The organism is Streptococcus timonensis (genome assembly GCF_047463455.1).
GTDB lineage: Bacteria > Bacillota > Bacilli > Lactobacillales > Streptococcaceae > Streptococcus > Streptococcus timonensis_B.
Window position 1 is genome coordinate 71921 of the sequence record NZ_JASHDV010000001.1, and the last position, 14624, is coordinate 86544.

Genomic DNA, 14624 nt, shown 5'->3' on the forward strand with positions numbered 1-14624 from the left:
TAATAAGGATTTTAAGGAGTTTGATATGTATAACCTATTATTAACCATTTTATTAGTATTATCCGTTGTGATTGTGATTGCAATCTTCATGCAACCAACTAAGAATCAATCTAGTAATGTATTTGATGCCAGTGCAGGTGACTTATTCGAACGTAGCAAGGCTCGTGGTTTTGAAGCCGTGATGCAGCGTTTGACAGGAATCTTAGTCTTTTTCTGGTTAGCCATTGCCTTAGCATTGACGGTATTATCAAGTAGATAAGAAAATAATGGGCGAGACTAGGTCTTAGCCTATTTTTGTTTTTAAAGACATAAGGTTTTACACCAAAGGAAAAATTTATAAATCTAGAAAGAAAACATGAAAGATAAAATAAAAGAATATTTAAAAGAGAAGGGACGAGTCACAGTTAATGACCTAGCCCAAGCTCTTGGAAAGGATGGATCCAAGGATTTTCGTGAGTTGATAAAAAACTTGTCCCTCATGGAAAGAAAACACCAGATCCGTTTTGAAGAAGATGGAAGTTTGACCATCAATCAAAAGAAGAAACAGGAAATTACCCTTAAAGGAACTTTTCATGCCCATAAAAATGGCTTCGGTTTTGTTAGTCTTGAAGGGGAGGAAGACGATCTTTTTGTAGGAAAAAATGATGTTAACTATGCCATTGATGGCGATACTGTTGAAATTGTGATCAAGAAGGTTGCAGATCGTCAAAAAGGAACTGCAGCTGAAGCTAAGATTATCGATATTTTAGAACACAGTCTAACGACTGCCGTTGGGCAAATCGTTCTTGATGAAGAAAAACCCAAGTATGCGGGCTATATCCGTTCAAAAAATCAAAAGATTAGTCAACCAATCTACGTTAAGAAGCCAGCTATTCAGTTAGACGGTACAGAAGTTCTCAAGGTCTTTATCGATAAGTACCCAAGTAAGAAACACGATTTCTTTGTTGCTAGTGTCTTAGATGTGGTTGGACATTCTACAGATGCAGGGATTGACGTCCTCGAGGTCTTGGAATCAATGGACATTGTATCTGAGTTTCCAGAGGCTGTTCTTAAGGAAGCAGATAGCGTTCCAAATGCACCATCTGAAGCGGATATGGAAGGCCGTCTAGACTTAAGAGATGAAATTACCTTTACCATTGATGGAGCTGACGCAAAAGACTTGGATGATGCTGTACATATTAAGGCTTTAAAGAATGGCAATATTGAACTCGGTGTTCACATTGCCGATGTCTCCTACTATGTGACAGAGGGTTCTGCTCTTGACAAGGAAGCTCTCAATCGTGCGACCTCTGTCTATGTGACAGACCGTGTAGTTCCAATGCTGCCAGAGCGCCTCTCAAACGGAATCTGTTCTCTTAACCCTCAAGTGGACCGCTTGACTCAGTCTGCTATTATGGAGATTGATAAGCATGGTCGTGTTCGTAATTACACTATTACTCAAACTGTTATCAAGACAAGTTACCGTATGACCTATAGTGATGTAAATGACATCCTAGCAGGCGATGAGGAGAAGAGACAAGACTATAAGAAAATCGTTCCTAGTATCGAGTTAATGGCTAAGCTCCATGAAACTTTGGAAAGTATGCGAATCAAGCGTGGTGCTCTCAATTTTGATACCAATGAAGCTAAGATTTTGGTAGATAAAAAAGGCAAGCCAGTTGACATTGTTCTTCGACATCGTGGTGTTGCTGAACGTATGATTGAGTCCTTTATGTTGATTGCTAACGAAACGGTTGCCGAGCACTTTAGCAAGTTGGACTTACCTTTTATCTATCGTATTCATGAGGAACCTAAAGCTGAGAAAGTTCAAAAGTTTATTGATTATGCTTCAAGTTTTGGATTACGAATCTATGGGACTGCCAGTGAGATAAGCCAGGGAGCCCTTCAAGAGATCATGAGTGCTGTTGAAGGTGAGCCTTATGCAGATGTATTGTCCATGATGCTTTTGCGTTCTATGCAGCAGGCTCGTTATTCTGAGCATAATCATGGTCACTATGGACTAGCTGCGGACTATTACACTCACTTTACCAGCCCAATTCGTCGTTATCCTGACCTTCTTGTTCATCGGATGATTCGTGACTATGGACGTTCCAAGGACGTAGCCGAGCATTTTGAACAGGTTATTCCTGAGATTGCTACCCAGTCTTCTAATCGTGAGCGTCGCGCCATCGAGGCAGAGCGTGAAGTCGAAGCTATGAAAAAAGCAGAATACATGGAAGAGTACGTTGGTGAAGAGTATGATGCAGTCGTTTCAAGTATTGTTAAATTTGGTCTTTTTGTTGAATTACCAAATACAGTTGAGGGATTGATTCACATTACCAATCTACCTGAATTTTACCATTTTAACGAACGTGATTTAACCCTCCGTGGGGAGAAATCAGGAATAACCTTCCGTGTAGGACAACAGATACGTATTCGTGTCGAAAGAGCCGATAAGATGACTGGTGAGATTGATTTCTCTTTTATTCCAAGTGAATTTGATGTCATTGAAAAAGGTTTGAAAGGCTCTGGTCGTGAGGATAGAGGTCGTCGTTTGGATAAGAAAGAAGACAAGAGAAAATCTGGTCGCTTAGGTGATAAGCGCAAGCATTCTCCAAAAGACAAGAAGAAAAAAAGCAAGAAATCTTTTTATAAGGAAGTAGCAAAGAAAGGAGCCAAGCATGGCAAAGGGCGAGGGAAAGGTCGTCGCGCAAAATAAAAAGGCGCACCACGACTATACAATCGTAGATACGCTAGAAGCAGGAATGGTCCTGACAGGAACTGAGATCAAGAGTGTTCGAGCAGCCCGCATCAATCTGAAAGATGGGTTTGCCCAGGTTAAGAATGGGGAAGTTTGGCTGAGTAATGTCCATATCGCTCCTTATGAAGAGGGCAATATCTGGAACCAGGAGCCAGAGCGTCGTCGTAAACTTCTTCTTCATAAAAAACAAATCCAGAAATTGGAGCAAGAAACTAAAGGGACAGGGATGACCTTGGTTCCTCTTAAAGTTTATATCAAAGATGGCTATGCCAAGCTCCTTTTAGGACTTGCAAAAGGGAAACACGATTACGATAAACGTGAGTCTATCAAACGTCGTGAGCAAGATCGTGATATTGCGCGTGTTATGAAAGCTGTTAACCACCGATAGAAAGAGAAAAGAGAATGGATAAACTAGTTGCCTACAAACGCATGCCTGTCTGGAATAAAGACACTATGCCAGAGGCTGTTCAAAGAAAACACAATACTAAGGTCGGAACCTGGGGCAAGATTACCGTATTAAAAGGAACTCTTAAGTTTATTGAATTGACTGAAGAGGGAGAAGTTATAGCTGAGCACCTCTTTGAAGCAGGTGCTGATAATCCTATGGCACAACCTCAAGCTTGGCACAGAGTAGAAGCTGCCACAGATGATGTGGAGTGGTATTTGGAATTTTATTGTAAACCAGAGGATTATTTCCCAAAGAAATACAATAGCAATCCAGTTCATTCGGAGGTTTTAGAAGCTATACAGACCGTGAAACCATGTAAAGCACTAGACCTAGGATGTGGTCAAGGAAGAAATGCACTCTTTCTCGCTCAACATGGCTTTGATGTTACAGCGGTTGACCAAAATGAACTTTCCCTTGAAATCTTGCAAAGTATCGTGGAGCAAGAAGATTTGGAAATGCCTGTTGGTCTATACGATATCAATTCAGCAAGCATCGAACAAACTTACGATTTTATCGTATCGACAGTTGTGCTCATGTTTTTACAAGCAGATCGTATTCCGGCTATTATCCAAAACATGCAGGAGCAAACCTCAATTGGGGGTTACAATTTGATTGTGTGTGCTATGGATACAGAAGATTATCCATGTTCAGTTAATTTCCCATTTACCTTCAAAGAGGGTGAGTTGGCAAATTACTACAAGGATTGGGAATTAATCAAGTACAATGAAAATCCTGGGTATCTCCACCGTCGTGATGAGAATGGCAATCGTATCCAACTACGCTTTGCGACTATGTTGGCTAAAAAGGTAAAATAAACATTAAGTGAGTAGATAATTTCCATTATCTACTCATTTTTTGTAAAGTTTGAGCTTTTATAATCCTATTTATGCTATACTAGGGTGTAGATAACGCTTTCAATTAAATTAGATATAAATAGCTAATGGAATTTCAGCTCTTTTATTTTAAATTTACTACAATTAGTAATATGTTCTCGTTCAGGAGGAAAAAATGTCCCGTCTTTTAGTTAAAATTTTTAACCATCACACCATTGAGAAAAATGTTTATCCAGCCTTCTTAACTGAAAGTGATGCGATTCTTTTTTTATCCTTAAGTAAAATCAAGGAGGAAGAGAAAATATCCTTAAAACATTTTTTGATGGAGCAGGTGCCTCACATTAAACAAGTGACTTTTCGTCAAATAAGCCTTGAAAAATTTTCCGAAGAATTGGATCCTGTCTTAACAAATTATAAAGGGGTTGCCTTAGATGTTTTCGGTAACGATTCTTTACTTGCTATCAAGCTATATGAGTACGGAATGGAAAGAAAACTTTCTATTCATGCCATAGATGTTGAGGGAGAGAAACAATATTCCTGGGATGCTGGGAGATTAGTCGAAAGTAATTTAAATATTCCTTCTTTATCGATCCAGCAATTGATAGAATTGCGTGGTGGTAAACTCATTAAATCGAAACAACATAGATGTAGTCAGAAACAAATTGCTGCCATCAAAAAACTAGCAAACTATGCGATTTCAAACCCAGAACAATGGTATCAAGTTACTCAATTTTTCGCTTTAGCAAAAACTGGAGATTTTCATGCTGAAACAGGTAAGGTTTTAATGAATAACGGGAAGCGTTATCCCTATCCAGCAGCATTGATTTCCCTATTAACCGAAGCTGGTATGATTCATATTGATGAAGAAAAGACTGATAAAGTTATCTATTCTTTTCCTAGCCCAGAAGCTCAACAAATTTGCCGAAACAAGGGCCATATCTTAGAATTATATCTTTACCTTTTAGCAAGAGAATCAGGTTTTTTCGATGAATGTATGATAGGAGCTGAAATAGATTGGAATGGAATTTTTCCAGAAGCTGATAATGTTCAAAATGAGATTGATGTCGTGCTTCGCAAAGGAAGATCTATTATTTTTATATCATGTAAAATGACAGACTTATCAGTTGAAGCCATCAATGAACTGGAAGTTTATGCCAACCATTTTGCTGGAGAAACTTGCCTGAAATTAATCGTGTGTTCGGGAAAAATTAATCCTGTCTATGCGAATCGCTGTCATGAGTATGGTGTCATAGTTATAAAGAATAATCAGATTTCTAATCTCATTCCAATGTTAGAAAAGAGAATAAAAAGAAAAATAAGATAAGAGGAAGTAAATCCCAAAACAGTTTATAGTTGTATAAAGGCTGGTGTGTCCAGTCTTTTTTAATTTTTTTCGAATAGAAAAATATAGGAGGACTAAATGTTTTTAGCAAGAGATGAAAAAGGGAATTTAGTGAATTCTTTAGAAGATGATTTAGTTAAACAAGATTACACTTGTCCAGCATGTGGATTCATAGTACAACTAAGAAGAGGACAGAATAAGAGAGCACATTTTGCCCATCAATCTCTAAAGAACTGTCAGCAGTTTCATGAAAACGAAAGCCCTGAACATTTAGGAAACAAGCAGGCTCTTTTTTATTGGGCTAAAAAGGATGATGAGGTGTCTTTGGAATTTCCTATATCTCAATGTCAACAAATCGCAGACATTTTAGTAAGAGGAAACTTGGCTCTTGAAATTCAATGCAGTCCCATAAGACAAAGTATTTTGGCTGAAAGAAGTAGGGGCTACCGTAGTCATGGTTTTAAAGTTCTTTGGCTATTAGGAGAAAAACTGTGGTTAAAAGAACGTTTGACGCAACTACAAAGAGGATTCCTTTACTTTAGTAATAATATGGGGTTCTATGTATGGGAATTGGATCTGAAGAACGAATTGCTGCGACTTAAATACTTGCTTCATCAAGACTTACGGGGGAAATTACATTATCAGACCAAAGAGTTTCCCTATGGGAAAGGTAATCTCTTAGAAATATTGCGTATCCCTTATCAGAAACAAAGACTACAGTGCTTTACTGTTGAGCAAGATAGATATATCTGTTCTTACATTCGACAGCAACTCTACTATCAAAATTCTTACTGGATGAAAAAGCAATCACAAGCATATCTAGTGGGGAAAAATTTACTTAATCTAAAGTTTCAAGATTGGTGCCCTCAAGTAAGTCCTATTGAAAATGGGAATTTTTATCAAGTTGACAAAGACATCAGTGATTATTATCTACATTTTAAATCTTACTATGAAAAAAATCCTCAATTGAAACATCAAAAGCTTTATCCGCCAGCCTTTTATCAACAGTATTTTCTGAAAAATGTGGTAAAATAGAAAGGATGGAGGAAATTTATGGTATTACAAAGAAATGAAATCAATGAAAAATATACTTGGGATCTATCAACGATCTTTGAAACAGACCAAAAATGGGAAGAAGAATTAGCCCTATTAACCGAGGATACAAAACAAGCAGCTAGTCTTGAGGGACATCTTTTGGATAGCGCAGAAAGTCTTCTTAATATTACAGATCGTTATTTGGATTTGAGTCGTCGTCTTGAAAAACTCTATGTCTACGCTCATATGAAAAACGACCAGGATACACGAGTTGCTAAATATCAAGAATACTATGCAAAGGCAATGACTCTATACAGTCAACTAGATCAAGTCTTTTCTTTCTATGAGCCTGAGTTTATGAAGATTACTGAAGAACAGTATCATGCTTTCTTAGAGGCAGAGCCAAAGCTTCAGATATATAAACACTTTTTTAATACATTATTGCAAAATAAGGATCATGTTCTTTCTCAACGTGAAGAAGAACTACTTGCTGGAGCTGGAGAAATTTTTGGTTCGGCTAGTGAAACTTTTGCAATCTTGGACAATGCTGATATTACCTTCCCTTATGTTCTAGATGATGAAGGAAATGAAGTGCAACTATCACACGGTACCTACTCACGTTTAATGGAATCAAAAAATCGTGATGTACGTCGTGGAGCTTATGAAGCCCTTTATTCAACTTATAAGCAGTTCCAACATACATATGCTAAAACACTTCAAACAAATGTAAAGGTACAAAACTATCGTGCTAAAGTGCGCAATTACAAAAGTGCACGTCAGGCAGCTCTTGCATCTAACTTTGTCCCTGAAAGTGTATATGATAATTTGGTGTCAGCTGTTCGTAAGCATTTGCCACTTTTGCAACGTTATCTTGACCTTCGTTCAAAAATCTTGGGTATACCAGATCTCAAGATGTACGATGTTTACACACCACTTTCATCAGTTGAATATAGTTTTACTTATCCAGAAGCCTTGAAGAAAGCCGAAGAAGCTTTGGCTGTTCTTGGTGATGATTATTTGACTCGTGTAAAATGTGCCTTTAGCGAACGTTGGATTGATGTTTATGAAAACCAAGGCAAGCGTTCAGGTGCATACTCTGGTGGATCATACGATACTAACGCCTTTATGCTTCTTAACTGGCAGGATAACTTAGACAATCTCTTTACTCTTGTACATGAGACTGGACACAGTATGCACTCTAGCTATACTCGTGAAACTCAACCATACGTTTATGGAGACTATTCAATTTTCTTAGCTGAGATTGCTTCAACAACTAATGAGAATATCCTAACGGAAAAACTGTTAGAGGAAGTTGAAGATGATGCAACTCGCTTTGCAATTCTCAATAACTTCTTGGACGGCTTCCGAGGAACGGTCTTTCGTCAAACTCAATTTGCGGAATTTGAGCACGCCATTCACCAAGCTGACCAAAATGGAGAAGTCTTGACTAGTGAGTTCTTAAATGAACTTTATGCTGACTTGAATGAAACATATTATGGTTTGAAAAAAGAAGATAATCCTGAAATTCAATATGAATGGGCTCGTATTCCTCATTTCTACTATAACTATTATGTTTATCAATATTCAACAGGTTTTGCAGCAGCTTCAGCCTTAGCTGAAAAGATTGTTCATGGTAGTCAAGAAGATCGAGATCGCTATATTGACTACCTCAAGGCAGGTAAGTCTGATTACCCACTCAATGTTATGAGAAAAGCAGGCGTTGATATGGAGAAGGAAGATTACCTCAATGATGCTTTTGCAGTCTTTGAACGTCGCTTAAATGAGTTTGAAGCACTTGTAGAAAAATTAGGATTGGCATAAGATCCATGGTAGAATCTTACAGTAAAAACGCCAATCACAACATGCGTAGACCTGTTGTCAAACAAGAAATCGTCGATTTTATGAGAAATCGTCAAATGCAGGTGACGGGACCACTGAAAGAACTTGAGGACTTTGCTCGCAAAGAAAATATTCCAATTATTCCTCATGAAACAGTTGCATATTTTCGTTTTTTGATGGAGACTATGCAGCCTAAGAATATCTTAGAAATTGGGACTGCGATCGGCTTTTCTGCTCTCTTGATGGCTCACCATTCGCCAGAGTCAAAGATTACCACGATTGATCGTAATTCTGAGATGATTGGCTTTGCTAAGGCTAATTTTGCCAAGTTTGATAGTCGCCAGCAAATCACATTGCTTGAAGGTGACGCAGTAGACGTTTTATCTACTCTGACAGAATCTTATGATTTTGTATTTATGGATTCTGCAAAATCTAAGTACATCGTCTTCCTTCCTGAAATTCTAAAACATTTAGAAGTTGGTGGAGTAGTAGTTTTGGATGATATCTTTCAAGGTGGAGATGTGGCAAAAGATATTATGGAAGTTAGACGTGGTCAACGAACCATCTATCGAGGATTACAAAGGCTTTTTGAAGCAACTTTGGACAATCCGGGTTTGACAGCAAGCCTAGTTCCTCTAGGTGATGGGATATTGATGCTGAGAAAAAATAAGGCTGATGTTGAATTACCAGATTTTGAGTAATTTTTAGATATTTTTAAGACAATTTAGTAAAATAGATAAGGTAATCGTTTTTCTAACATAAAGGAGTAAACATGAAGAAAAAATTTTTGGCTGGTGCCATTACATTATTGTCAGTAGCTACTTTAGCTGCATGTTCAACTAGTTCTCAAGGAGCTGACTTAATCAGTATGAAAGGTGATGTTATCACTGAACATCAATTCTTTGAAGAAGTTAAGAATAATCCAACTGCTCAACAAGTCTTGCTTAACATGACGATTCAAAAGGTTTTTGAAAAACAATATGGTTCAGAAGTTAGTGATAAAGACGTTGATGATGCAGTAGCTGAAGAACAAAAAAAATATGGAGACAGTTATCAAACTGTTCTTGCTCGTGCAGGTATGACTGCTGAAAGCCGTAAACAACAAATTCGTACAAGTAAGTTGGTAGAATATGCTGTGAAAAAGGCTGCTGAAGCAGAATTAACTGATGAAAACTACAAAAAAGCATATGAAGAGTATACTCCAGAAGTAACTGCTCAAATCATCCGTCTTGATAGTGAAGAAAAGGCTAAGGAAGTACTTGCAAAAGCAAAAGAATCAGGAGCTGACTTTACTCAACTTGTAAAAGACAATACAACAGACGAGAAGGCAAAAGAAAACGGGGGCGAAATCACATTTGACTCTGCGTCTACAGAATTGCCAGCAGCTGTTAAGAAAGCTGCTTTTGCACTAGATGTTGATGGAGTATCAGATGTTATTACTGCTCCAGGAACCCAAGCATACACAAGCAACTTCTATATTGTTAAATTAACGAAGAAATCCGAAAAATCAGCTAACTGGGAAGACTATAAAGACAAACTTCAAACAATCATTTTAACTCAAAAACAAAATGATGCTACTTTTGTTCAAGGAGTGATTGGAAAAGAACTCCAAGCGGCAAATATTAAAGTTAAAGATCAAGCCTTCCAAAATATCTTTACACAATATATTCAAGGTGAATCTAAAGGCGAAAATAACACAACTACATCATCTAACTAATTTAAATAAAACTATCTTTCAATTTATGAAAGATAGTTTTTTGTTTAAAGTATTGTTGACTACAAATTGAAATAGACTATCTGATTTTATATATTTTGGTCAAAAAGGTAGTTTAATGGGTAAGAGTTTTTTTCTGGTCTAAAAAATGGTATAATAGCAAGTAAAACTATAAATAATAGAAAAATGAATTTTCTGATAGATGGTGAAGTATGAAAATTAGTAAACGGCACCTGTTGAATTATTCCATCTTAGTCCCTTATCTTCTTTTATCTGTATTGGGCTTGATAGTAGTTTATTCAACAACTAGTGCATCTTTAATCGAAGAAGGGAAGAGTGCCTTTCAATTAGTTCGAAATCAAGGTCTGTTCTGGATTGTTAGTTTATTCTTAATTGCTCTAATTTATAAATTAAAATTAGGATTCTTAAAAAATGAACGCTTGCTCTTCATTGTTATGTTTGTTGAGTTGGTCTTATTGGCTTTAGCTCGCTTAGTCGGTGTTCCTGTCAATGGAGCTTATGGTTGGATTAAGGTTGGACCAGTCACGATTCAACCTGCTGAGTATCTAAAGATTATTATTATTTGGTATCTTGCTCAACGTTTCTCCAAACAACAAGATGAAATTGGCGTATATGATTTCCAAGTTTTGACACAAAATCAGTGGTTTCCCAGAGCTTTTAACGATTGGCGTTTTGTTCTTTTGGTAATGATTGGTAGTTTGGCTATTTTCCCAGACCTGGGAAATGCAACCATTTTACTATTGGTATCTATACTAATGTATACAATTAGTGGTATTGCCCATCGCTGGTTTGGAACTATCATAGGTTTACTAATAGGAGCGTCTACCCTATCATTGACGGCTATTAAGGTTATTGGTGTAGAGAAATTTTCTAAAATCCCTGTATTTGGTTATGTAGCAAAACGTTTTAGTGCCTTTTTCAATCCCTTTGATGATGTTGCTGGAGCTGGGCACCAATTGGCCAATTCCTATTATGCCATGGTTAATGGTGGATGGTTTGGTTTAGGTTTAGGAAATTCTATTGAGAAACGAGGTTATCTACCAGAAGCCCATACGGATTTCGTCTTTTCGATTGTAATCGAAGAATTTGGATTTGTTGGAGCTAGTCTTATCCTAGCATTAGTATTCTTTTTAATCTTGCGCATTATCTTAGTAGGTATTCGTGCTAAGAATCCGTTTAACTCTATGATGGCCATTGGTATTGGCGGCATGATTCTGATACAGGTATTTGTCAATATTGGTGGAATTTCAGGTTTGATTCCTTCTACAGGAGTGACCTTCCCATTCCTATCACAGGGAGGAAATAGTCTCTTAGTTCTGTCAGTAGCAATTGCTTTTGTTCTGAATATTGATGCCAGTGAGAAACGTGCGGGCCTTTATAACGAATTAGAATCTCAATTCTAAGAAGACATAGGTAACAAGGAGAAAATAAATGTCTCTTCAAAAATTAGAAAATTATAGTAATAAAACTGTTGTTCAAGAAGAAGTACAAATTTTGACTAACTTACTTGAAGATATCACAAGGAATATGCTTTCATCTGAGACTTTTGATAAAATTATGCAGTTGAAAGAATTATCATCTTCAGAAGATTATCAAGGACTCAATAAAATTGTCACCACACTCTCAAATGAGGAGATGGTCTACATTTCTCGTTATTTTTCAATTTTACCCCTACTAATCAATATCTCAGAAGATGTTGACTTGGCGTATGAGATTAACCACTTAAATAATGTTGATCAAGATTATCTAGGTAAACTTTCTACAACCATTAAAATGGTCGCTGAAAAAGATAATGCATCAGAGATTCTTGAGCAATTAAATGTTGTGCCAGTTCTAACTGCTCATCCAACTCAAGTACAACGTAAAAGTATGTTGGACTTAACGAATCATATCCATACACTATTACGTAAATACCGTGATGTAAGAAGGGGATTAATTAACAAGGACAAATGGCATAACGATCTCCGTCGCTACATTGAAATCATCATGCAGACTGACATGATACGTGAGAAGAAATTAAAGGTAACTAATGAGATTACCAATGTCATGGAATACTACAATAGCTCCTTCTTACAAGCTGTTCCTAATCTAATGCTAGAGTATAAACGTCTTGCAAAAGAGCAAGGAATTGATTTGAAACAGGCCAAGCCTATTACTATGGGTATGTGGATTGGTGGAGACCGAGATGGGAATCCATTTGTAACAGCTGAGACTCTCAAACGTTCAGCTACAATTCAAAGTGAAGTAATCCTTAACTACTATATCAGTAAAATTTCTACTCTCTATTTGAATTTCTCACTATCAACTAATTTATCTAAAACTAGTAAAGCTGTTGAAGAAATGGCGGCACAATCAGGTGATACATCAGTTTTTCGTGAAAAAGAGCCTTATCGTAGAGCTTTCCATTTGATTCAATCAAAATTAATTCAAACTTTATTGAATTTAAAAGAGTGGGCACTTGTTGGTTCATCGGTTGATGAACACCATCCTGTTGAAGCTCTTCTTAGAGCTAATACTCACCAACAAGGTGTGGTTTCTGATTATATTGGAAATCGAATTACTGGGGCTATTCAGGAATTGGCCGAGGATCGACCTCCTTATTACCAAACAGTCGAAGAGTTTAAAAATGACCTATATATCATTCATGATTCATTGATTGAAAATAAGGCAGAAGCCTTAATTACGGGAGAATTTGCAGAGCTTTTAGAAGCGGTAGAAGTCTTTGGTTTCTACTTGGCTTCTATTGATATGCGTCAAGATTCTAGTGTACATGAAGCTTGTGTGGCTGAATTACTTGCATCTGCAGGAATTAATGACCACTACAGTGATTTATCTGAAGAAGAGAAATGTGACGTGCTCTTACATGAGTTGATAGAGGACCCTCGAATTTTATCTGCTACACATGCGCAAAAATCAGAATTACTTGAAAAAGAATTGGCTATCTTCCAAACTGCACGTGAGTTGAAAGATCGTTTGGGAGAAGATGTCATTCGACAAACCATTATTTCTCATGCTACAAGCGTGTCTGATATGCTCGAATTAGCTATCATGCTTAAAGAAGTAGGTCTTGTAGATGCTGAAAAAGCGCGTGTTCAAATTGTTCCTCTGTTTGAAACAATTGAGGACTTAGATCATTCTGAAGAAACAATGAGAAAGTATTTCTCTTTACCACTTGCTAAGAAATGGATTGCTTCTAGAGATAATTACCAGGAAATCATGCTTGGCTACTCTGATAGTAACAAAGATGGTGGATATCTCTCATCTTGTTGGACACTCTATAAGGCTCAAAAACAATTGACCGCTATTGGTGATGAATACGGAGTCAAAGTAACCTTCTTCCATGGTCGTGGTGGTACCGTTGGCCGTGGTGGTGGACCAACTTATGATGCCATTGCTTCTCAACCACTCAAATCAATCAAAGATCGTATTCGATTGACTGAACAAGGTGAAGTAATTGGCAATAAATATGGTAATAAAGATGCAGCATATTATAATTTAGAAATGTTAGTATCTGCGGCCATCAACCGTATGATTACGCAGAAGAAGAGCGACACTAATACTTCAAATCGCTATGAAGCCATTATGGACCAGGTAGTTAACCGTTCTTATGATATCTATCGTGATTTGGTATTTGGAAATGAATATTTCTATGACTACTTCTTTGAGTCAAGTCCAATCAAAAATATTTCAAGCTTTAATATTGGTTCTCGTCCAGCTGCTCGTAAAACCATCACTGAAATTGGTGGATTGCGTGCTATTCCATGGGTATTCTCCTGGTCACAAAGTCGTGTTATGTTCCCAGGTTGGTATGGTGTAGGTTCTAGCTTTAAAGAATTTATCGACCAAGATCCACAAAATATCGAATACCTTCGAGATATGTATCAAAACTGGCCATTCTTCCAGTCACTCCTATCTAACGTAGATATGGTCTTGTCAAAATCAAATATGAATATTGCCTTTGAGTACGCTAAGCTATGTGAAAGCGAAGAAGTACAAGCAATCTATTATACTATTTTAGACGAATGGCAATTAACTAAGAATGTGATTTTAGCAATCGAAGGACATGATGAGCTCTTGGCTGAAAACCCATATTTGAAAGCCAGTTTAAACTATCGTATGCCTTACTTCAATATTTTAAACTATATTCAGTTAGAGCTGATCAAACGTCAACGTCATGGACAGTTATCTTCGCATGAAGAAAGATTAATTCATACGACTATTAACGGAATCGCTACAGGACTACGTAATTCAGGTTAATTTAAAGATATTTTTTTATAAAATCCGTAAGAATTTTACTTTTTAAAAAAAATAATTCATAAAATCACTTGACAAGCATTCTTAAAATGATATAATCGAATCATTCAGAAAGTAATCATTAAAATTTTTTAGAGAGTCTGTGGTTGGTGGAAACAGATAGATAGAGATGATGAAAATTGGGCTGAATGTTATAAAGAATTTGAAATCATAAGAATTCGGTGTGCACACCTTACAGTGCAACTCGTGAAGCGAGATTGAGAGATAGGGAGGATTCCCTATAATTGAGGTGGCACCGCGCATCGACGTCCTCACACTAGTTTTTTGTGTGAGGACTTTTTCTTTTGTTTTGGAGGTATATGATGGAATCTAAACGATGGCGACGCTTGGTAAAGTTA

11 protein-coding genes and 1 other annotated feature are annotated in these 14624 nt (G+C 37.0%); all 11 genes read left to right on the forward strand.

The annotated features are described in order from the left end of the window. The first annotated feature begins 25 nt into the window (after window positions 1-25). The gene (gene secG, locus QM847_RS00385; RefSeq protein WP_000282514.1) at window positions 26-259 is read left to right on the forward strand and encodes a preprotein translocase subunit SecG; all 234 of its coding nucleotides are present in this window, start codon (window positions 26-28) and stop codon (window positions 257-259) included. 96 nt (window positions 260-355) lie between these two features. Beyond that, window positions 356-2698: a ribonuclease R gene (gene rnr, locus QM847_RS00390; protein WP_414353209.1), complete on the forward strand. Its 2343-nt coding sequence runs from the start codon at window positions 356-358 to the stop codon at window positions 2696-2698. Then, complete coding sequence (gene smpB, locus QM847_RS00395; RefSeq protein WP_001051741.1) at window positions 2661-3128, forward strand: SsrA-binding protein SmpB; 468 nt, start codon at window positions 2661-2663, stop codon at window positions 3126-3128. Before rnr ends, smpB begins: the two co-directional genes overlap by 38 nt. Before the next feature lie 14 nt (window positions 3129-3142). Continuing rightward, the gene (gene tehB / locus QM847_RS00400) at window positions 3143-4003 is read left to right on the forward strand and encodes an SAM-dependent methyltransferase TehB (protein WP_414353210.1); all 861 of its coding nucleotides are present in this window, start codon (window positions 3143-3145) and stop codon (window positions 4001-4003) included. 193 nt (window positions 4004-4196) lie between these two features. Next, entirely contained in the window at window positions 4197-5345 is a 1149-nt protein-coding gene (locus QM847_RS00405) for a hypothetical protein (protein WP_414353211.1), read from the forward strand. A gap of 96 nt (window positions 5346-5441) precedes the next feature. After that, entirely contained in the window at window positions 5442-6398 is a 957-nt protein-coding gene (locus tag QM847_RS00410) for a competence protein CoiA (RefSeq protein ID WP_414353212.1), read from the forward strand. An 18-nt stretch (window positions 6399-6416) separates the two neighbouring features. Next, complete coding sequence (gene pepF / locus QM847_RS00415; RefSeq protein WP_414353213.1) at window positions 6417-8219, forward strand: oligoendopeptidase F; 1803 nt, start codon at window positions 6417-6419, stop codon at window positions 8217-8219. Window positions 8220-8224: 5 nt separating this feature from the next. Next, a complete protein-coding gene (locus QM847_RS00420; protein WP_414353214.1) occupies window positions 8225-8938 on the forward strand; it encodes an O-methyltransferase in 714 nt (237 codons plus the stop codon). 71 nt (window positions 8939-9009) lie between these two features. After that, on the forward strand, window positions 9010-9954 hold the full coding sequence (prsA, locus tag QM847_RS00425) for a peptidylprolyl isomerase PrsA (protein ID WP_414353215.1): 945 nt from the start codon (window positions 9010-9012) through the stop codon (window positions 9952-9954). A gap of 209 nt (window positions 9955-10163) precedes the next feature. Next, window positions 10164-11375, forward strand: a complete 1212-nt coding sequence (gene ftsW / locus QM847_RS00430; RefSeq protein WP_414353216.1) for a cell division peptidoglycan polymerase FtsW — start codon at window positions 10164-10166, stop codon at window positions 11373-11375. Between the two features lie 28 nt (window positions 11376-11403). Further along, window positions 11404-14229, forward strand: coding sequence for a phosphoenolpyruvate carboxylase (gene ppc, locus QM847_RS00435; RefSeq protein WP_414353217.1), 2826 nt, complete (start codon window positions 11404-11406; stop codon window positions 14227-14229). A gap of 90 nt (window positions 14230-14319) precedes the next feature. Then, window positions 14320-14542, forward strand: a binding site (T-box leader). The last annotated feature ends 82 nt before the right edge of the window (window positions 14543-14624 follow it).